Source organism: Actinoplanes sp. NPDC051470, assembly GCF_040682035.1.
Classification (GTDB): domain Bacteria; phylum Actinomycetota; class Actinomycetes; order Mycobacteriales; family Micromonosporaceae; genus Actinoplanes.
The window spans coordinates 192,116-210,467 of record NZ_JBFBAA010000001.1 but is presented as its reverse complement, the minus strand read 5'-3'; the positions used below and the strand labels follow the sequence as shown (position 1 = coordinate 210,467).

General features: G+C 65.3%; 20 protein-coding genes and 1 tRNA gene. 12 read left to right on the top strand and 9 right to left on the bottom strand.

The genetic code is table 11. The annotated features are described in order from the left end of the window. Positions 1-3: 3 nt before the first annotated feature. From AB0M54_RS01005 to AB0M54_RS00990, 4 genes are all read right to left on the bottom strand, one after another. A complete protein-coding gene (locus AB0M54_RS01005) occupies positions 4-1,149 on the bottom strand; it encodes an acyltransferase (protein WP_364468430.1) in 1,146 nt (381 codons plus the stop codon). Then, the gene (locus tag AB0M54_RS01000; protein WP_364468428.1) at positions 1,146-1,814 is read right to left on the bottom strand and encodes a hypothetical protein; all 669 of its coding nucleotides are present in this window, start codon (positions 1,812-1,814) and stop codon (positions 1,146-1,148) included. The genes AB0M54_RS01005 and AB0M54_RS01000 overlap by 4 nt, the downstream gene beginning before the upstream one ends. Next, complete coding sequence (locus AB0M54_RS00995; protein ID WP_364314782.1) at positions 1,807-2,319, bottom strand: SigE family RNA polymerase sigma factor; 513 nt, start codon at positions 2,317-2,319, stop codon at positions 1,807-1,809. Before AB0M54_RS00995 ends, AB0M54_RS01000 begins: the two co-directional genes overlap by 8 nt. 394 nt (positions 2,320-2,713) lie before the next feature. After that, positions 2,714-2,794: transfer RNA gene (locus tag AB0M54_RS00990), tRNA-Arg, on the bottom strand. 351 nt (positions 2,795-3,145) lie between these two features. Between AB0M54_RS00990 and AB0M54_RS00985 the strand changes: the two genes are divergently transcribed. From AB0M54_RS00985 to AB0M54_RS00975, 3 genes are all read left to right on the top strand, one after another. Next, entirely contained in the window at positions 3,146-4,339 is a 1,194-nt protein-coding gene (locus AB0M54_RS00985) for a hypothetical protein (RefSeq protein ID WP_364468426.1), read from the top strand. 190 nt (positions 4,340-4,529) lie between these two features. Beyond that, positions 4,530-5,024: a nucleoside-diphosphate kinase gene (locus AB0M54_RS00980; RefSeq protein ID WP_364468424.1), complete on the top strand. Its 495-nt coding sequence runs from the start codon at positions 4,530-4,532 to the stop codon at positions 5,022-5,024. Then, entirely contained in the window at positions 5,024-5,341 is a 318-nt protein-coding gene (locus AB0M54_RS00975; protein WP_364468422.1) for a hypothetical protein, read from the top strand. The genes AB0M54_RS00980 and AB0M54_RS00975 overlap by 1 nt, the downstream gene beginning before the upstream one ends. A 12-nt stretch (positions 5,342-5,353) precedes the next feature. On the opposite strand, the gene AB0M54_RS00970 is transcribed toward AB0M54_RS00975, so the two are convergent. The 3 genes from AB0M54_RS00970 to AB0M54_RS00960 form a co-directional block, all read right to left on the bottom strand. Then, complete coding sequence (locus AB0M54_RS00970; RefSeq protein WP_364468420.1) at positions 5,354-5,764, bottom strand: NUDIX hydrolase; 411 nt, start codon at positions 5,762-5,764, stop codon at positions 5,354-5,356. After that, positions 5,757-6,437: an NUDIX domain-containing protein gene (locus AB0M54_RS00965; protein ID WP_364468418.1), complete on the bottom strand. Its 681-nt coding sequence runs from the start codon at positions 6,435-6,437 to the stop codon at positions 5,757-5,759. The genes AB0M54_RS00970 and AB0M54_RS00965 overlap by 8 nt, the downstream gene beginning before the upstream one ends. Positions 6,438-6,514: 77 nt before the next feature. Then, a complete protein-coding gene (locus AB0M54_RS00960; protein WP_364468416.1) occupies positions 6,515-6,865 on the bottom strand; it encodes a winged helix-turn-helix domain-containing protein in 351 nt (116 codons plus the stop codon). Positions 6,866-7,111: 246 nt separating this feature from the next. On the opposite strand from AB0M54_RS00960, the gene AB0M54_RS00955 reads away from it, so the two are divergent. From AB0M54_RS00955 to AB0M54_RS00915, 9 genes are all read left to right on the top strand, one after another. After that, positions 7,112-7,291, top strand: a complete 180-nt coding sequence (locus AB0M54_RS00955; protein WP_364468414.1) for a hypothetical protein — start codon at positions 7,112-7,114, stop codon at positions 7,289-7,291. A 597-nt stretch (positions 7,292-7,888) separates the two neighbouring features. Further along, a complete protein-coding gene (locus AB0M54_RS00950) occupies positions 7,889-8,122 on the top strand; it encodes a DUF6284 family protein (RefSeq protein ID WP_364468412.1) in 234 nt (77 codons plus the stop codon). A 40-nt stretch (positions 8,123-8,162) separates the two neighbouring features. Further along, positions 8,163-8,387, top strand: coding sequence for a hypothetical protein (locus AB0M54_RS00945; RefSeq protein WP_364468410.1), 225 nt, complete (start codon positions 8,163-8,165; stop codon positions 8,385-8,387). After that, positions 8,384-9,019 (top strand): DUF2637 domain-containing protein, encoded by a 636-nt coding sequence (locus tag AB0M54_RS00940; protein WP_364468408.1) that lies wholly within the window; start codon positions 8,384-8,386, stop codon positions 9,017-9,019. Before AB0M54_RS00945 ends, AB0M54_RS00940 begins: the two co-directional genes overlap by 4 nt. 16 nt (positions 9,020-9,035) lie before the next feature. Further along, positions 9,036-9,383: a hypothetical protein gene (locus AB0M54_RS00935; protein ID WP_364468406.1), complete on the top strand. Its 348-nt coding sequence runs from the start codon at positions 9,036-9,038 to the stop codon at positions 9,381-9,383. Positions 9,384-9,530: 147 nt separating this feature from the next. After that, a complete protein-coding gene (locus tag AB0M54_RS00930) occupies positions 9,531-11,618 on the top strand; it encodes a cell division protein FtsK (protein ID WP_364468404.1) in 2,088 nt (695 codons plus the stop codon). A gap of 428 nt (positions 11,619-12,046) precedes the next feature. Next, positions 12,047-13,987 (top strand): DUF3987 domain-containing protein, encoded by a 1,941-nt coding sequence (locus tag AB0M54_RS00925; protein ID WP_364468402.1) that lies wholly within the window; start codon positions 12,047-12,049, stop codon positions 13,985-13,987. 176 nt (positions 13,988-14,163) lie between these two features. After that, positions 14,164-14,436: a helix-turn-helix domain-containing protein gene (locus tag AB0M54_RS00920; RefSeq protein WP_364468400.1), complete on the top strand. Its 273-nt coding sequence runs from the start codon at positions 14,164-14,166 to the stop codon at positions 14,434-14,436. Between the two features lies 1 nt (position 14,437). After that, complete coding sequence (locus AB0M54_RS00915) at positions 14,438-15,868, top strand: integrase (RefSeq protein ID WP_364468398.1); 1,431 nt, start codon at positions 14,438-14,440, stop codon at positions 15,866-15,868. Positions 15,869-16,171: 303 nt separating this feature from the next. On the opposite strand, the gene AB0M54_RS00910 is transcribed toward AB0M54_RS00915, so the two are convergent. Both AB0M54_RS00910 and AB0M54_RS00905 read right to left on the bottom strand, forming a co-directional pair. Further along, the gene (locus tag AB0M54_RS00910) at positions 16,172-16,864 is read right to left on the bottom strand and encodes a HEPN domain-containing protein (protein WP_364468396.1); all 693 of its coding nucleotides are present in this window, start codon (positions 16,862-16,864) and stop codon (positions 16,172-16,174) included. Between the two features lie 31 nt (positions 16,865-16,895). Then, positions 16,896-18,056, bottom strand: coding sequence for a DUF262 domain-containing protein (locus AB0M54_RS00905; RefSeq protein WP_364468394.1), 1,161 nt, complete (start codon positions 18,054-18,056; stop codon positions 16,896-16,898). Positions 18,057-18,352: the final 296 nt, after the last annotated feature.

The following is an 18,352-nucleotide window of genomic DNA, read 5'->3' as shown; positions in this document are numbered from 1 at the left end:
CGGTCAACGAGTCATAACGTCCCTAGGTGTTTCATTGACCCGCCGCGGTTGGGGCGGGACGAAGACTCGAGCGGTGATCCGATCTTGATCTCTCGGCCTCGGTGGGGTCAGGACCAGATCGCGCACCGGACGGGCCAGGGGTTGCTCGACGTGGCGGTGCACCAGCCAGGCCAGGCCCATCATGAGCGCGGTCGTCGTGGCGATCGTCACCCAGACCGGCACGGTGCTGTGCTCGTGAACAGCACGGATGAGGGTGTGACCGAGCCGGGAGTGCAGCAGGTAGAGAGGGTAGGTCAGCGCGCCGGCGACGGTGAGCCAGCGCCACTGGACGCGGTCGGTGAATCCGAGCGCGACCATCAGGAGCGCCGCGAAGGACAGCGTGACGATCACCATGCCGGGCCACGCCGGCACCGGGAAGCCGGAGCGGATGTCGCTCATCCGGTCGTTGACGCGGGCCAGGCAGACCAGCCAGGCGAAGCCGGTGATGGCGAGAAGCAGCGGCGCCGGGCCGAAGCGGTGGATGAGGTAGAGGGCGATGCCGCCGATGAAGTACGGGGCGTACTCGCTGATCGTCAGCGCGTTGAGGGCCGGGTTGTTCAGCGTGGGCACCAGCACGGCGACGGTCATCCAGACCGCGCACAGCAGCACGACCCGCCGGTAGGTCAGCCCGCGGGCGAGCATCAGCGCCATGATCAGGTAGAACTTCAACTCGACGAACAGCGTCCAGTAGACGCCGTCGATCGCGCCGTGGCCGAGCGGCTGCTGCAGCATGGTCAGGTTGACCAGCAGGTCGATGGGCCGCGGCCGGTCACCGTCGGTGACGCCACCCGAGAGTGGGTACGCCATGGCCACGACGCCGGTGATGACGACGGCGGCCCAGTAGGCGGGGAACAGCCGGCTGACCCGCGAGGCGAAGAACTGACCGAGGGTTCGTCCCCAGCTGCTCATGCAGATGACGAACCCGCTGATCAGGAAGAACAGCTCGACGCCGAGCAGACCGTAGACGGTGACGTGCACGGTCGTCGGCAAGAAATACTCCGGCACCCGTACGCCGTCGATCCGCCACGCGACGGTGTAGTGGAACGACAGGACGGCCAGGGCGGCGAGCAGCCGGAGGCCGTCGATCACCGCCAGCCGGGAGCGCCTCACAGTTTCGTCAACTTCAGTGCGTAGGCGTCGAACTGGCCCCCCTGATCGAACACCACGGTTACGGTCCCCTCGCGCGGCATGGTGAACTCGTAGTCGCCGGCTTCGCCGTCATCGGTGCAATCGAGCACGCCGTCCTGATCGACCTGGTCGTCCAGCATGATCGTGAACGGCAGACTCGCCGGCCCGGAGCAGCCCACCGTCAACCGGTAGAGGCCCTCTGCGGCCTCCAGCTCCACGTTCTGGCCGGACGCGTCCATCTCGTCGGTGTAGGTGGCCCCCGGCACCAGCGCGGCGGCGACCTCGGCCTTGTCGAGCCGCCCGGACCCGAACTCGCTCGACGCGCTCGGCCCGGCCTCGTCGAGCCGCCCGGGCTCGAGGTCGCTCGACGCGCTCGGCCCGGCCTCGTCGAGCCGCCCGGGCTCGAGGTCGCTCGACGCGCTCGGCCCGGCCGACGCGGAGGCCGCCGGCAGAACCGTGCCGCCGCTGGTGCGCTGAGTGACGACGAAGGTCCCGAACGCCGCGAGGACGACGGCGGCCAGGACGGACGCGCGGACGGTGGCCCGCCGGTGCACCGTGCGGCGTGCGGCGTCCGGGCCCGGCGGCCGCACCTGGGGCAGCGCCCGGCCCCGGAGGTCGTCGAAGAGAGGGCTCAGCTGGTCAGGCACGACGGACCTCCGGGTGCTCGGGCTGATGCAGCTGGACGGCGAGACCCGCGCGGCCGCGGTGCAGCCACGACTTGACGGTGCCGACGGCGACCTGCTCGCGCTCGGCGATCTCGGCCACGCTCATGTCGCCGAGGTAGTGCAGGACCACGGCACGGCGCTGGACCGGCGGCAGTGTCGCGAGAGCCTCCACCAGCTCGATCCGCTCGGTGGTCGGGCCCTCCACGTGCGGTTCGCGAGGCGGTTGCCGGCGCAGGAAGGACAGCGCCGTCCGGGACCGCCGCCAGCGGCTGACCGCCAGATTCCAGGCCACCCGGCGCACCCAGGCCACCGGGTCGTCGTAGCGCGCAACCTTGGACCAGCGGCGCAGCGCCCGGCAGAACGCCTCCTGAACGACGTCCTGCGCCTCCTGCCGGTCGCCGAAGTACGCGTACAGCTGCACGGTCAGGTCGGCGTACTGGGCGGCGTACACCGTGTCGAAGTCCGCAGGGGGCTCATCAGCCGGCATGGGCCCCTCCGTAGCGACTCTCATGGCGACTACACGCATTACCGACGATCAAGGTTGCAACCAATTCCTCGATCCCGTGTTCGTCATCATCGGGAACTGAACGCCATCAGGCGGCGCAATCACCAGGACCGCTCTGTGCTCGAACGTGGGCGGGCGCGTTGCGCAAGGCGCGCGAGGCCGCGGAGATCGCGGGCCGTGCTGCGCGAAGTGCCTCGACGGCGGCGTGACTGAGCTGCGGCGTCGGATGAACGCCCTGGCTGTGCTCGAAACTTCGGCCCGAATACGGGTCAGATGCCCTTGAGGCGGCCGGCAATGACCGGTGACAGCCGGACAGATGTTCGGGGGCCGGCCTGTAAGTTTCCACTGCTCAGGGGCCCGAAACGGCTGGCTGGATTGGTGCCCCCGGCAGGATTCGAACCTGCGCTTTCGCCTCCGGAGGGCGACGCCATCTTGACCATCAAGATACCACTGAGCAGCGCAAATGCAGCTGCGTGAGATCACATCTCGGGTGGCTCCGGTACGTAGTCGGTAGACAGTGCAGCGCCGGCCCACGCGATCTCTTCCGTGCCGATCACCTGTTGTGGTCGTGCTCTGAGGCCCTACTGTCCTTGAGCTGTGGTAGCGGTCCCCGAGTCCGTACACGTCCGAACAGAGCTTCCCGGGTAGTCATGCAGTTGGTCATCCGGCTCGCGACCTCGCGCGCGTCCTGTTGCTGCCGAATTCCTGCCGCAGCTTGATCACCTAATTCCGCCAGCGCCTGGGCAAGGCAGTGCGATGGCGCAGACCCCGACGCCCACTCTAGCCGGAGGTCGACCATACTCTTGGCGTGTCGAGATTGGGGCCCAAGTGGAGAGACCTGGCAATCGTCAGCGCGATCGTTGCTCTGGGTTCCTTCCTTCTATGGCTGATTCCACACTTATTGCGCGGAAGCCTTGAGGAAAATGATCAGACTTCGAGCGTTGTCAGTATGGGTACGTCGTTAGCCAGTCTCGCGCTGGCGACGCTGTCCTACGTCCAACAGTATCGAACAAACGGGCGCGCCGAGCAGCGACTTAGCTCCTTTGCTAGGCATCTTCAGGGACTTAGAGCTCAGGCCGGTGAGCCGCCACTAGCGGCAATCAAGGCGGACCTCAAACTGGTGTGTCCCGGGCGTCCGGATCTACCGAAGTCAATAACCGCAGTATTGGATGGCCAGCAATACCCCTCGGCGGACTTTGTCAACGCGTTCGTCGAAGCCTGTCACGCTCTTGCACTTAAGCGAGAAATCCAGATTTCCCATCCCTATTCCGAGCTTCAATGGTGGCACCGAGAGCGTATGCAGCTACAGATTCCGCTGCCTATCGGCGTCCGGTTTCTTGCCCTCATGGTGTCCGGAGCGGCTCTAACGCTCTTGACTGTCGCCGTAGTGACAATTCCACAAGAGTCGAGATTGGAGAAGATTCGCCACGCCGTCCAAATTGAACAAGTGACGATCCCTTCGACCGCTTCGTACTATCGCATACGCGCTGTCCTGCGAAACGAATCCGATCGCGAAGAGTTGATCAACAAGATATCCCTTGAAATGCTTTTCAGATTGGGTTCCATGTGCTCGCCGTGGAGCATTGAATACAGGATTCGCGGCGAGATGGCATTCAGGGGTCGGAGCAACGGCCAGTACGACCTCGTTGGGGAAGTCGATGAGAACCTCGATGAAGAGGAGATATTCCATGATCGACCGAGTGAGGCTCCTGTGCTGACGCAGCCCTTGCGTGGAAACCTTCAATTCAAGGGGTGTGGCCGTTCCGACATGGAGCTCGAATTCGATTCAACCGTGCGAATCCCAGGAAATGCGCTCGTCGTGATGTCTATTGACATGCCCGAAAGAATGCACGGAGGGCCTGTATCGATTTCGACTCGCACCTTAAAGGGCGTGTCGATAATGGCGCACATGGCTAATCCTTCCGCAATAGTGAAGTCGTGCTTTGACGTTCATTCCGTCAAATCGAAATCCGGCATCTCCGTGACTCGGCGAACTTGTTAAGTCGTAAATTGTCGAACCTGGCTGACGTCGCTGCCTCGCCCATGGGAGACGCCGGAACTTATGAGCGGGCTAGACGGTCGGCGATATAGGGACAAGGCATCTGGCGAGCCCGTAAAGAACGCCGCTGGATTGTCCGGGATGTGTCTGAGGTATCCTGCCATCAACCGATTTGAAATTTGGAGCGTTGGTTATGGGTGCTGTCGAGCGGACTCTTGTTCTGCTGAAGCCGGATGCGGTGGCTCGTGGGTTGGCTGGCCGGATTCTTCAGCGGTTTGAGGAAGCCGGACTGAAGGTCGTTGGGACCAAGATGGTGCTGATGGATGCCGAGCTGGCGAAGAAGCACTACTTCGACCTGGAGGAGCGGTTCGGGAAGTCTGTGTTCGACGTGACGGCGAACTTCATGCAGACCGGGCCGGTCATTGCCCTGGTGCTGGAGGGCGTGGAAGCCGTCGCCAACGTGCGCCGGCTTGTAGGGTCGACGTTCCCGAACCAGTCGGCGCCGGGGACGATCCGTGGGGACTTCGCGCACACGTCCAAGGCGTACACCGAGGCCCAGCACACCGTGGCGGCGAACCTCATCCACGCCTCCGGGAATGTTGAAGAGGCGAAGTACGAGCTTGACCTGTGGTTCGACAGTGCTGAGTTGTTCGAGTACCAGACTGTGGCCGAGCGGTACCTGTTCTGATGGTTGACGAGGAAGTCGTTCAGCGCCCCTCGCTGAGCGAGATCCGGAAGCAGTACGACGAAGAGCTTCACTTCCAGGACGACCGGGCCGCGGCGGAGTACGCCTACGCGCTGGCGGTCCGGCTGCGTGAGGTGGGGCTGATCGGTGAGGCTCGGCGGTTTGCCGCTGAGTGCCTTGAACTTGCCGAGCGGTTGCCGGCTAAGACGCTGGACGACGTGGTGTCGTCACGGCAGTCGGTGGGAGGCGTTCCGCTGCCGGACCACTTCCACGATGGTGTGGTCCGAGCACGGCTCGCGGATTTGCTCGGCACGGCCTGAGTCGGACGGGCATCAGCGGAGGTTGGCGTCCAGGTGCTGTTGCACCGGCTCGTAGAACGGGTAAGGGACGTACTCGGTGAGGGTGGCGCGGTCGCACCACGCCACCTCTGCCAGTTCCTCGGCGTCCCCGACGTAGGCGGTGCCGCTCACGACCTCGCAGGCGAAGTAGTACATGGTCCGGCCTGTGTTGGGGTGAACTCGCCAGCCGAGCTCACCCGTCACGCGAACGGTGAGGCCGGTCTCTTCCTCGGCCTCACGGATGGCGCCGTCGTTCGGAGTCTCGCCGGGCTCCACCTCGCCGGCGGGGAACTGCCAGGAGAGCTGGCCTTCCTTCACCCGGCGACGGGCCATCAAGACCTTGCCGTCGTTGACGATGACTGCGGCCGCGATGGGTGGGCGGTCGTCGGTTGTGGGATCACTCATTACTGCTCTCCAAGGCGCGCAGGACTGGCTCGTAGATGCGTTGTTTGGGGATGAAGCGGGTGACGTCTGCCTTGGGCGCCCATAGCGCGCTGGTGTTCTCGATGACGTCGCGGTTGACGACGTCGCCGGCGAGGTAGTCGCAGAGGAAGTAGCTCGCGTTGACGCCGGAGAGCGGATGGACGCGGGAGCCCAGCTCGTCGCGGATGACGCAATGGATGCCGGTCTCGGCGAGGGTTTCGCGGACGGCGACTGTTGCCGGGTTGGCACCGGGCTTGACGATGCCGGCGGGGAATTGCCAGGTGATGCCGCTCGGGTCGGCGTCGCGGCGGCAGACCAGCAAGACCTCTGCCTCGTTGACCACCACGGCGATCGCGACGGCCAGGGCGACGGTGCCGCCGGCAGCTGCGGCCTCGGCGTCGTCGTCGGCCTTGAGCTGGCGGGCGAAGCGAAGCTTGGCTGCCTCATCGGCTCGGCTGTAGGCGGTGTCCAGTGCCCGTTGCAGCTCTGGCCGGATGACGATCTCGGGTCGTTCGCTCCAGGCGGCGATAGTGCGCTTGGCTACGCCGATCAGGGCGGCCATCTCGTCCTGGGACATGCGCAATGCGGCTTGAAGTGCGGTGGCGTGGCGGCCGGTCCACTGATCGATGACCGTATGTCTGGCTGGTTGGCTCACGTGGCAGCCACCGCTCGCCGGATCGAGGGCAGCTTGGGCTGCGCGTTTGGTTGACGGCGCAGACGGAATCCCATGGATCAGTCGGGAACCACGAGAGTTGTGCCGGTCGGGTAGGTCTCTACGTCGCCGTTCGCGCGGGTGACCGTGACGGCTGCGGCGGAGGTGACGGTGTCGCCCGGTGCCAGCTCGACTCGCTCGGGGGCCTCGGCGACGAAGGTGCCGTGGCCCTGGCGGATCTCGATGAGTCCTTCGGTGCGCAGGACGGCCATGGCGCGGCGGACGGTCTCGCGGGCGAGGCCGAATTCGTCGTGGAGATCTTTCTCTGAGGGCATCCTTTGGCCGGGCTGCAACTCTCCGTTACTGATGCGGTCGCGAAGGATGCCGGCGAGCTGCCGATATGCAGCGCCTTCGCGATCCGGGGTAATCACATGCTCACGTTAGGTATGGGCGGGGGGTAGGCTAGTGGCGTATGCGTCTAGACGTCTGTATCTTTTGCGACATACTCATCACGCCAGCCTCACTGGCGCTCCTCCGCCTCTGAGGCCACTCGACCAGGGAGGCCAGACATGGCCGGAAAGTCAGTCACCAAGCGTCGGCGGAAGTGCCCGCTTTACTGCACAACGGATCACCGGCTTGACTCCGAGCGGCACGAGCATCACATCGCGGAGGTGTACGTGCCTCGCGGGCATGTTGCCGTCAACGTCAACGTGGTCCGCGGCGACGGGACGGACGAGATCGAGTTGAGCGCCGGCCGGGATGGAACAGCGCCGGCTGTTACGCAGATGACCGCCGACGAGGCGCGGTCGCTTCGCGACGCGCTCAACGTCGCTGTCGTCCTCCTGGAACGCACGTAACGCCTACAGATACAGGCGAGCCCCGGATGCCAGTGCGGCGTCCGGGGCTCGCTACTTCACCACAACTGCATCAGAGATGCATCGGTGACGGTTGTTGCCTCATCGGCAGCGCACGGCTTTCCCGGTTGACTTGGTCTTACCGGAAAGCAGCGCTGACGAGAGGAGGTGAAGAGCCGATGAGGGATCAGGCTTCAGCGGATCCGCGACGCGGGCGGGATGCTTGCCACTCCCGGATGACCGCAGGCCGCCAGGCGGGCGAACGCCCGAATGTGCGAGCCGGCGCCGGCGCCTGGCCACGTGACACGTAGGACCGCCAGGTGGCAGGACTGATCGGCGCTCCCACGGACTCCAGGAACGCCACCACGTCGTCAGTCGTCCACCAGTCACGGGGCAGCTCACTGCTCGTTTCGGCCATCACCGGCGAGATTACGCGATCCGCCAGCCCGGTGGCTGGCCACCACTCCCCATCACGATCCCGGCCCGGCACCCCGTTTGCTCGAATACAACGTCGCGTTGTAGCGTCGCTCCCATGGACACAGCGCCACGTTGTATTCGGATCCGGTGTTGTCCGGTCGGCATCCCTCCGGAAGGACACCTGTGTTCCGCGTACCCGATGAACCCACCCCGGCCCACCTCGCAGCGATCGAGCGCGTACAACGCCTTCTCGAAGCCGAGATCGCGCTGGTCGACGCAGAGATCCGCTTCCTCACCGCAGAACCGGCTCCGACCCAGCTCGACTGGCGCCGTCTGCGCCGCGCGCAGAACCGCGTGCTGCGCGAAATGGTCGCTCTCGTCGAGCGCTACCTCCGCTCGATCGACGAGGTGGCCTGATGCCGGCGACCAACCCGATCCGTCACGTCAGGAGGCACAGATGAGCCTCGGCATCTTCTCCCTGATCCTCATCGCGGCACTGTTCATGCTGGCCATCGACCGCAAGACACGCGGCCGGATCGTCTTCGCGATCGTGTGCGCGCTGATGCTCGGCCTGGTCATCGCCGGCAGCAACGGCGTCCTCGCGAAGCCGTCGCACGCGCTGGTCGACGGCGTTCGCTCCGGTCTCACGTCCATCGGACAGTCGCTGGGCGGCAGCAAGTGACCGCGACACACCTGATCCGGGTGCGGTGGGGCGTACGCGGAGCCTTGGTCCTCGGGGTTGCCACCTCCGTCGCGGCCAACGTCCTGCACGCCCTGCCCAACCCGATCAGTCAGGCCATCGCGGCGTGGCCGCCGCTGGCGCTGCTGCTGACCGTCGAGCTGATCTCCCGGGTACCGGTGCACCGCAGGTCTCTGGCCGCTGTGCGGCTCGCGGCGACCAGCTCGATTGCCGGCATCGCCGCCTGGGTGTCCTACTGGCACATGGCCGGGGTCGCGTCCCGGTACGGCGAGGTGGGAGCGGCGCCGTACCTGATCCCGCTGTCCGTCGACGGTCTGATCGTCGTCGCGTCGATCTGCCTCGTCGAGTTGTCCGGCCGCATCCAGGTCGCGGACAGCAAGTCGGTTGTGGCCGACGAACCTGTCCCGGTCCCCGGATCGGTCGAAGCCCCGGACAGCAAGGCGGACATCGGCCCGGACGCCAAGCCGGACAAGCGACGTACCCGGAAACGGGGCACCGGCCCGGCGGTCGTCCGGCTGCGTGCCCGGCACCCGGATCTGTCTAACCAAGAGATCGCGAAGCGTCTCGGCGTGACCGATCGCACCGTCCGGCGCCACCTGTCCGCGGCTGCCTGAGTCAAGGGAGAAAGCCATGTCCGACAACGCAAAGGACCGACTCGCGATGGTCCTCAACGCCCTCGGCGACAACGCCGAAGACGTCGCTCACTTCCTGGAGTACGGCGGATGGCGTGGCCTCCGGAGCGACCTCGACGCGTGTCCGGTCGCGCTGTACCTGCGCACGGTCCTGGTCGACGTGACCGACGCCAAGGTCGGCAGGAAACGCGCGAAGGTCCACACGACCGACGGCGCGGACGTCGTCGTCACGCTGCCGCCCGCCGTGGCCGGCTTCGTGGTGGCGTTCGACGTCGGCGCGTTCCCCGGCCTGATCACCACCCTGACCGACGACAACGGCGACGTCATCGACGATCTCGAACGATAGATCCGCCCGAGGCGCGGCCCACCGGCCTGCAAACCATCGGCCGCGCCTCGGCCCTCCCGAACGGCCCGCAAACCTCCCGGAGGAACAACCATCATGGCAACGCCTAACCCCGATGGCGAGTTCGACTGGACAGCCGCAGAAGCGGACGTGGTCGATCTCGGCAACGCTCGCAAGAACCGGCGACCGGAGACATGGTCGGCCGACATCGACGACGAACACGACGAGATCGGCGACCAGCCGCTCCCTGTCGACCTGCCTTCCGCTCCGCCGGAGCGGGGCACCCGGTTGCCAATCGTTCCGGCCTGGCTCCGATCCAGGAGCGAGGCGCTGGTCTTCGTACGGTGGTTCGTCGGTCACTACGCACACGTGACCGCCTACCACCTCGTCCGCGCGCCGCTCTACGCCGGCCGGCTGGTGTTCCGGGCGCCGCGCGGCACACTGCGCGCCGTCACCGCCACGGCCCGGTGGTCTACGGACGCCGAAGGTCGCCCGGTGCGGCTCGCGGCCGTTCGCCGCGAAGACGCCGAGGATTACCTACGGCTGTCACGGCAACGCGACGCGCGGGTACGGCTGCGGACCCTGCTGCTGACGCTCGCCTTCGGTGCGGGCAGTACGGCCGTAGCGGCTCTGCTCGTCTTGGGTTCGCGATGGGTCTGGTATTGCGTTCTCGCCTCGGTCATCGTCCTGTTCGGGGTTATCGGTTCGACACCGGACAAGCCGCTGATGGATGTCGCGGCCATCAAGCCGCGGGTGCGCAAGCTGACCGCCGACGTGCTCATGCGGGCGTTCCTCGCGGCCGGCCTGTGCAAGACCGACGACCCCATCACGTTCCCAATGCCGATCATGCGCGACGGCCCCGGATGGCGTGCGGTGATCGACCTGCCGTTCGGCACCAAGGCTGACACGGCGATCAAGAAGCGCAACGACCTTGCAGCCGGGCTCGACCTGGACGAGGTGCAGGTCTGGCCGGAACGTGTACGGGGCACCACGGGGTCCGCTCGTCGGCTGGCGGTGTGGGTCGCGGACGAGGATCCGTACGCGAAGGCCTCTGGTCTGTGGCCCTTGATCGGCAAGGGGAGTGTGGACGTTTTCGAGCCGTTCCCGTTCGGCGAGGATCAGCGGGGGCGGCCGGTGCGGCTGCTGATGATGTTCACGTCGCTGCTCATCGGGGCGATTCCGCGGATGGGCAAGACGTTTGCCGCCCGCGTGCCGGCGCTCGCCTGCGCGCTGGACCCGATAGTCGAGCTGCACATCTACGACGGCAAGGGCGGGCAGGACTGGCGTGCCTTCGAGCGGGTCGCTCACCGCGTCGGGTTCGGCGTCCGTGACGAGGTGATCTTGGCGCTGGTTGAGGACCTGCGCGCGCTGGTCGCGGACATGAACCGTCGGTACGACACGATGGCGACGCTATCGGCCGACATCTGCCCCGAGTCGAAGGTGACTCGCGCCATCGCCGAGCGGCGCTCGCTCAAGCTGTGGCCGATCCTCGTCCTAATCGACGAGTTCCAGCGCTACAGCGGCCACCCGATCCACGGCGCCGAGATCGTCGAGCTACTGACCGAACTGTGCAAGGTCGGCCCGTCCGTCGGCATCATGATCGAGCTGGCCACTCAGAAGCCGGACGGCAAGGCCGTCCCAACCGACCTGCGCGACAACATGGGTACGCGGTTCGCACTCAAGACGATGACCTGGCAGTCGTCCGAGGCCGTTCTTGGATCCGGCACCTATACGGCCGGGCACGACTCGTCGCGGTTCCAGCGAGCGCACAAGGGAGTCGGCATCCTGCTCGGCGCCGACGACTCCGGCGCCGTCGAAGACGCCTTGACGGTGCGGACCAACCGCACACCGCTCGCCGACGTCGATGCCGTCATCACGCGCGCTCGTGCCGCGCGGGAGGCGCGCGGCACGCTCACCGGGCATGCGTCCGGCGAACTGCCCGCCGCCGATCTCGTCGCCTCGATCCTCGACGACATCCTCACGGTCGTCCGGGCCGACGAGCCGAAGGTCTGGTCGGAGACGGTGTCCGCGCGGCTCGCCGAGCTGCGGCCCGAGGTCTACGGCGGATGGAAGCCGGAGCAGATCGCGGCGGCACTCAAGCCCTACGGCATCCCGGTCGGCCGACAGGTCTGGGGGACCGATCCGGCTACCGGCGAAAAGGCGAACCGCAAGGGCATCCACCGCGAGGACATCGCGCAAGCGGTAGCGGAACGTAACCAGCGCCGCCGAGCTGCCTGACCCTAGCCAGCCGCTAGGTCTAGCTCCGGTCGGCGCTAGGTCTAGCGGCGCCGCTAGCCCTCTCCACGTCATCCCACGAGGACGCTAGCTCACTAGCGCCCTTGGCCGAACGCGCCCCAAACCGCCCCGGAGGCCCTACATGGACGCCGCTCGCCTCGCCGCTAGCTTGCTCTGTCCCGCCCTGATCGCCGTCACTCTTTGCTACGCAGCCGTGTGTGCTGCCCAGCCCTTTCGGACCTGCCGGCGGTGCTCGGGATCTGGAATCCGAGGCACCAGGCGCGGCTTTCGGAGCCGTCCGTGCCGCCGGTGCGACGGCGTCCGCATCCGCATCCGGTTCGGCCGTCACCTCTTCAACGAGATCAGCCGGCTCTACCACGACGGCACCCGATGAGCGGCCCACCTCCCCGAACCGACAGGACCTCCACACCGTGACCCGCACCCCGCCGCACGACGAGGCTGCCGAGCGTGCCGTCATCGGCTCCGCCCTGCTCGCCCCGAACCTCGTCGCAGACCTCTCCGACATCGTGCAGCCCGAAGACTTCTACCGCCCGGCACACACAGAGCTGTGGCGCATCCTCGTCGGCCTGCATGCCGCGGGAGCGCCAGGAGACCCGATCGCCGTCGCCGCCCACCTCGCCGTCGCCGGATCGCTGCGTCGGCTCGGCGGGGTGCCGTACCTGCACACGCTGGTTGCGGCCGTGCCCGCCACGGCGAACGCCAGGCACTACGCCCGGATCGTCGCCGAGCAAGCGCGGCGCCGCGAGGTTGCCGTCCTGGGTGACCGCCTCGTCCAACTCGCGAGCAGCAACGCCGACACGCACGACGTGCTCGCGGCCGGTCGCGCTCTCCTCACCACCGCACCCTCACCGGCCTGGCCGACGCCGATCCCGCTGACCGCGCGCACCGCTCCGCGGCCCTTTCCGGTCTACGCGCTCCCGGGCTGGCTGGCGGAGATGGTCGGTGCCGTCGCCGAGTTCACCCAGACTCCGCCGGATCTGGCCGGGTGCATCGCGCTCGCCGTGTTGTCCACGGCGGCCGGCGGTCGGGCCGAGGTCGAGATACGCGGCTCGTGGAGGGAACCGGCGAACCTGTTCACGGTCGTGGTCCTGCCGCCCGGATCGCGTAAGTCGGCCGTCTTCACCGCCCTGATTCGGCCCCTGCTCGCAGCCGAGGCCGCGCTCATCGAGCGCACGCGACCCGCGATCGTTGAGGCCGAGCTGGCGCTCCGCGTCGCCGCGAAGGCCGCCGACCGCGCCGCGAACGCTGCGGCTGCCGCCACCGATACGGCTGGGCGAGATCGGCTGCTCGCCGAGGCCGCCGCTGCGGCGATGACCGCCGAGTCCATCATCGTGCCGCCGCTGCCGCGCCTGATCGCGGACGACGTCACCAGCGAACAGGCCGCGTCCCTGCTCGCCGAGCAGGGCGGCCGGCTGGCCGTGCTCTCCCCGGAAGGCGGCATCTTCGCCACGCTCGCCGGGCGCTACTCCGGTGCGCCGAACCTCGAAGTCTTCCTCAAAGGCCATGCCGGCGACATGCTCCGCGTCGACCGCCGCTCCCGGCCGGCCGAGCACGTGGACCGACCCGCGCTGACCCTCGGCCTTGCGGTGCAACCGGAGGTGTTGCGCGACATCGCGCAGATGCCAGGGTTCCGCGGCAAAGGGCTACTCGCCCGGATTCTCTTCTCCGTTCCGGAGAACACCGTCGGGCGCCGGCGCGTCGGCGCCGATCCGATCCCCGGTGCGGTCGCCGACGCGTACGCCGAGAACCTGAGCGTTCTCGTCCTGGACCTGGCCGACCGGCCTGAGCCGGTCGTCTTGCCGCTGACGGCAGAGGCCAACGAGCGGATGCTGGCAATCGAGCGCGACGTTGAGCCCCGGTTGGCGCCCTCGGGAAGCTGGGCGCAAATCGTCGACTGGGCCAGCAAGTACGCCGGGGCCATCGCGCGCATAGCCGGGTTGGTGCACCTCGGCGAGCGCGGCCCGTACGGCGCGATCAGTGCCGAGACCTTCGATCGGGCCGCGACGCTCGGCGCCTACTTCGCTGATCACGCGTTGGCTGCCTTTGACGATATGGGCGCCGATCCGGTGGTCGACGATGCGCGGCACGTCCTGAGCTGGATCGAACGGACACAGACCGAGCGATTCACCAAGCGCGACCTGTTCAGCGCCTTGTCTCGCGGCCGGTTCCGCAAGGCCGCGGACCTCGATCCGGCCCTCAACCTCCTGACGGGTCACGGGTACCTCGCGGCTGCCCCGATGCCCGAGAGCCGGGGTGCGGGACGCGCGCCGTCGCCGGCGTGGCGCGTCCACCCGAAGGTCATCCGGCCCGCCGGCACCGTGAAGCCGATCAGCGCCGGGCGGGTCTCATGATCGCGCGTCGCTCTCCGCGGAATCCGCACAATCCGCGAAGCGCCGTGCCCGTCACCAATCTGCGGATTGCGCGGATTCTGCGGAGTCCATATCGGCCCGTACCGCGGGCTCCTCCTGGCCTGCCTCCAAGCCCTGGTGAGTGATGCCGCTGCACACCGACTCAAGGAGGCACGACCTTGGCCACCAATCAGGCCAACAACGAACCGGTCATCGACCTGGCGCAGGAACGGCTGCGCCGGCGCCGTCCTGGACGAGCCGACGCGCCGGCCAGGGCTTACCTGACCGTTGCGGAGTTCTGCGCGGAGATGGATATCGCGAGATCAACCTTCTACGACTGGCGAGCCAAACGCTCGGCGCCCAAGTGCATCAAGCTCCCGAACGGCGAGCTGCGGATCCGTCGAACCGAATTCGAGCGCTGGCTCGACGAGCACGAGGAAGAGGTGGCTTAGCGTGGCCACGACATACGACGTCCGGATCTACGAGATCGACGTATACAAGGGCAAGACGACCACAACCTATTGGGTCCAGTGGAAGGTGGCCGGCAAGCTCCCGCTCAAGAAGCGGCCGTTCAAGCAGAAGGCGCTCGCGGTGAGCTTCCGGGCCGACCTGACCAGCGCAGCTCGCAAGGGCGAAGCGTTCGACGTGGCCACCGGCCTGCCGGTCTTGATGAGCCGAGTCGACGCGCAGATCTCGTGCTACGAGTTGGCGTGTAGGTACGTGGATCTCAAGTGGCCGCGGTCGGCCGCGATGACTCGCAAGACGATCGCGGAGGCACTGACCGCCGCGCTGCCACACCTGTTCACCACCAAGCGAGGCAGACCTGACGATCGTCTGATCCGTACGACTCTCCGGCGGTGGGCGTTCAATACGAACGCGCGTGGCAGCGACGCGATGCCGGCCGATGTGCGCGCTGCTCTCTCGTGGGTCGAGCGCAACACGCGTCCAGCGGCCGATCTTGCTGACACCGCCGTCGTGAGGGCGGTCCTCGACGGGATGACACTTCGGCTCGACGGCAAGCAGGGCTCTCCGACAGTCGTCACGCGTCGCCGGAAGATCTTCACCGGGATGCTTGAGCACGGAGTCGAGATCAAGGCTTTGCCAAGCAACCCGTGGCCGGCGATGAAGTGGACACCGCCGAGGATCGTCTCCGGCGGCATCGATCGTCGCAGGGTCGCGAATCCCATGCAGGTCCGGACTCTTCTCGCGGGTGTTCGGGAGCAGGGCCGCATCGGCCCTCGGCTGGTCGCCTACTACGCATGCCTCTACTACGCGGCGCTCCGCCCAGAAGAGGCCGCCGGGGTCATCGTTCCGCGAAACCTCGTCTTGCCTGACCAGAACGGCCAGTGGGGCAAGTTCCTCCTTGAGGAGGCGAATCCCCACGCAGGCAAGCACTGGACAGACACCGGCAGGAACCGCGATTCACGCCAGCTTAAGCAGCGCGCGGTTGGAGAGGTCCGCGAGGTGCCTTGCCCGCCACCGCTGACTACGATAATCCGGCGGCACATCAAGGACTTTGGCCTCGGGCCGGGCGGTCGGCTGTTCGTAGGCGAACGTAACAAGAACGAGCTTCCGATCCTGACAATTAACCGCATCTGGCGAAAAGCTCGCTCGGCCGTGTTCACACAAGATGTCGCCGCCTCACCTCTGGCCGGAACGCCATACGACTTGCGGCACGCAGCGGTATCGACGCAACTCAACGCAGGCATATCGCCAACACAGGTCGCCGAATGGGCAGGCCAGTCACCAGAGGTTCTTTGGCGTAATTATGCGAAGTGTCTGGCTGGGGGAGAAGCTGAACTGCGACGCCGAGTGGAAGCGGCGTACGGCACCCGCGATAGTGCGCACGAACCGGCCCTGCCCTCGCCTCCAATATTCGTTTGAGGGCCGTACGGAGTTGCCATAAGACGAGGTGATGTGCCTCAGCTGCTTAAGCTGTCCCAGCGGGCAGCTCTAGCTGGACTAGGACGGGTGGCTGCCAGCTCGCCGAGTGGCACGACGCGCGAGGCATATTAACGTGCCACACCGCTAGTTGGCAGTGACCGCTGGCCTAGAGGGCACGCCACGCTCCACAGCTTAATGGCGGCTCGGCCTTTGGGGCTAGATGGCGCCTTCATTGAGCGTTGCTAGTTCAAATACAGCAGATAAGTGCTGTGATGGCAGACTGAAGGGCGTGGATAATTGGGCCTATGTTGTTGGCGCTGCGGCAAGTCCAGCGCGGGCGGTTTTTATTAGACCGTCAATATGGGAGTGAAGGGCATCCGAAAGAACGGTTGCTAAGTGTTCCACGAACAGGGCGTTATCCAGTAATTCGGAGCGTAGGACGTGTGCGGCGTCGGCGCTGTGAGCGACCTGGTGCCTCGATATCAGAAGTCCATCTAGCCTCTCCTTGCAGTAGTCCAATGATACTGGACTTGACCACAACGCTTCGAAAGGGGCTTGGATCTTCCTGAAGATGTCAGTGAGGCCGACGACCTTGCACATGCGTTTTACGCAGTCGCCATCAGGGTTGCTTTCCGTAGAGGCCATCGCACGCGGGAAGAACGTATCCGCCGCCACGGCCCTTGCTGCCGATATGACATCAAGAACTCGGTCCTTCTTTTCGCTGCCCCGCGTCCGATGGTCGCCCCTCATCGCGAGTTCGAGGGACGCGTATATAGCGGCAGTTCTTAGCCCGTCGCCATAATGGACCAACGGAATTCGTTCTCGCTTCAGCCTGTCAAGCTCTTCTTCGAACAGTGCGCGAAGGAAGGACTCAAAGCTAGCGACCGTCAAGACGGTGCACGCACCCCGCAGGCCGAAACAGACTGGACGATCCACCGGAAGCGGCGGATCATCATATGCCGATTCAAGAGCCGCCAGAGCGCGAACCGTACTCATTGAGCTACGAAGGTCATCTAGTGCAGTCACGTCAACTCACAACGGAAGCGATCATGTCACGCGTCATCCGGATGCGATCGCGGAAGTAGGATGGCGTATTGGTTGCAGAATCTATCGCGATTCGGAAATCGCGATCATTGAACAATGCCTGGATTCCTGCAATTAAATCGCTCTGCTTAGCTGCGAGCGCCTCCAATTCGAAGTCTCCGACTGAGAAGATTTGTGCGTCGTAGGCGGCGGCCAGCACGGGCTTTCGCCAGTTGCCTTTTTCGGGCATCCACCGCCGGAAGGCGTTATCGCCGAAAGCTGCGACACTCTTCTCAACTGCTGATCTGAAGGTGTTCCTCAGGCTTTCGACTTCTTCGACCGGAAGGGAATGGTTGGTAGCCATAAATTCGTCCAAGCGGCGACCCATCCCGCCTCTGAAGGTATCCCAGTCAGTGCGGAACGTGAAGTAGCGCAAAACGAACTCGGCGTCTCGCATCTCTTTATAAATGGCCGACTTACTCTTGTCCTTTACTCCAAGCGCCGAGTGGAATAAATGGGAGGAAGACTCGTCCAAGATCATGTCGTTGAGGTGTCCTGGCCATGCGCTGTTACGAATCTCTTGGGGATTGAGGCGAATCCCCCCGGTGTTGAGGCGCTGGAATACTTGGTATTTGATATCAGGATCCGACTGCCGCAAGATGATGATTGCTCTGATAGCGGCACGAGTCTCGAGAATCGTTTGAAGTGTTCCGGGTAGATCGTCAACAGTACTTCCGTTCAACTCTGAGAAAACCTCGAGCCCTCCCAATGCAAACCGACCGTTGAGGAAGTCATTAATCGCCGTGAGTCGCTGCTTTCCGTCGATAACGGAATATCGCCCGTACTCGTCTTCGTTCAAGAAGATCGGCGGAACCGGAACATTCATTAGGAATGACTCGATCAATTTGGACTTGCGCGCTTCGGTCCAGCGATTCCGACGCTGGTACTTCGGCGATAGGTCGATCTTCTTGCCCTTGACGAGCCCTGACAGGGAGAAGAGGTTGTAATCTACAGCGCTGGTTACCAAGTCTCTCTGGCGGTTCTCCCAGAACCCAATTGGATCTTCACCGTATTGATCATCAAGGGTTGGCTCAGTTTCCTCGACATCCCGATCGTCATTGAGGCCCATCTCATCTTCCCGCGAGCTGGCATGGCTGTCGGTCAAAGCACTCTCCTTATCGGGTAGCGTCCTGTGTATCAGATCACGGTGGTCTCATCTGCCGGCGTAGCCGTTGCTTGAACGTGACACTGAAGGGTTGCTGCAGAAGGCCGACGCGCCTGTGGCGTTGCATGTATCTATCTGGAGACCATATGCCGCCCTCCACGCTGGGAGTGCCGTGTGACTTGGTACGGGAAGCTCACTTGGCAAGGACGCGATGGCCCTGATGAACACACTGACCCGTTGTACGTTCCTGGACACCAGAGATCTCTTCACCATTGCGCGCTGGAGCCGTGACGATC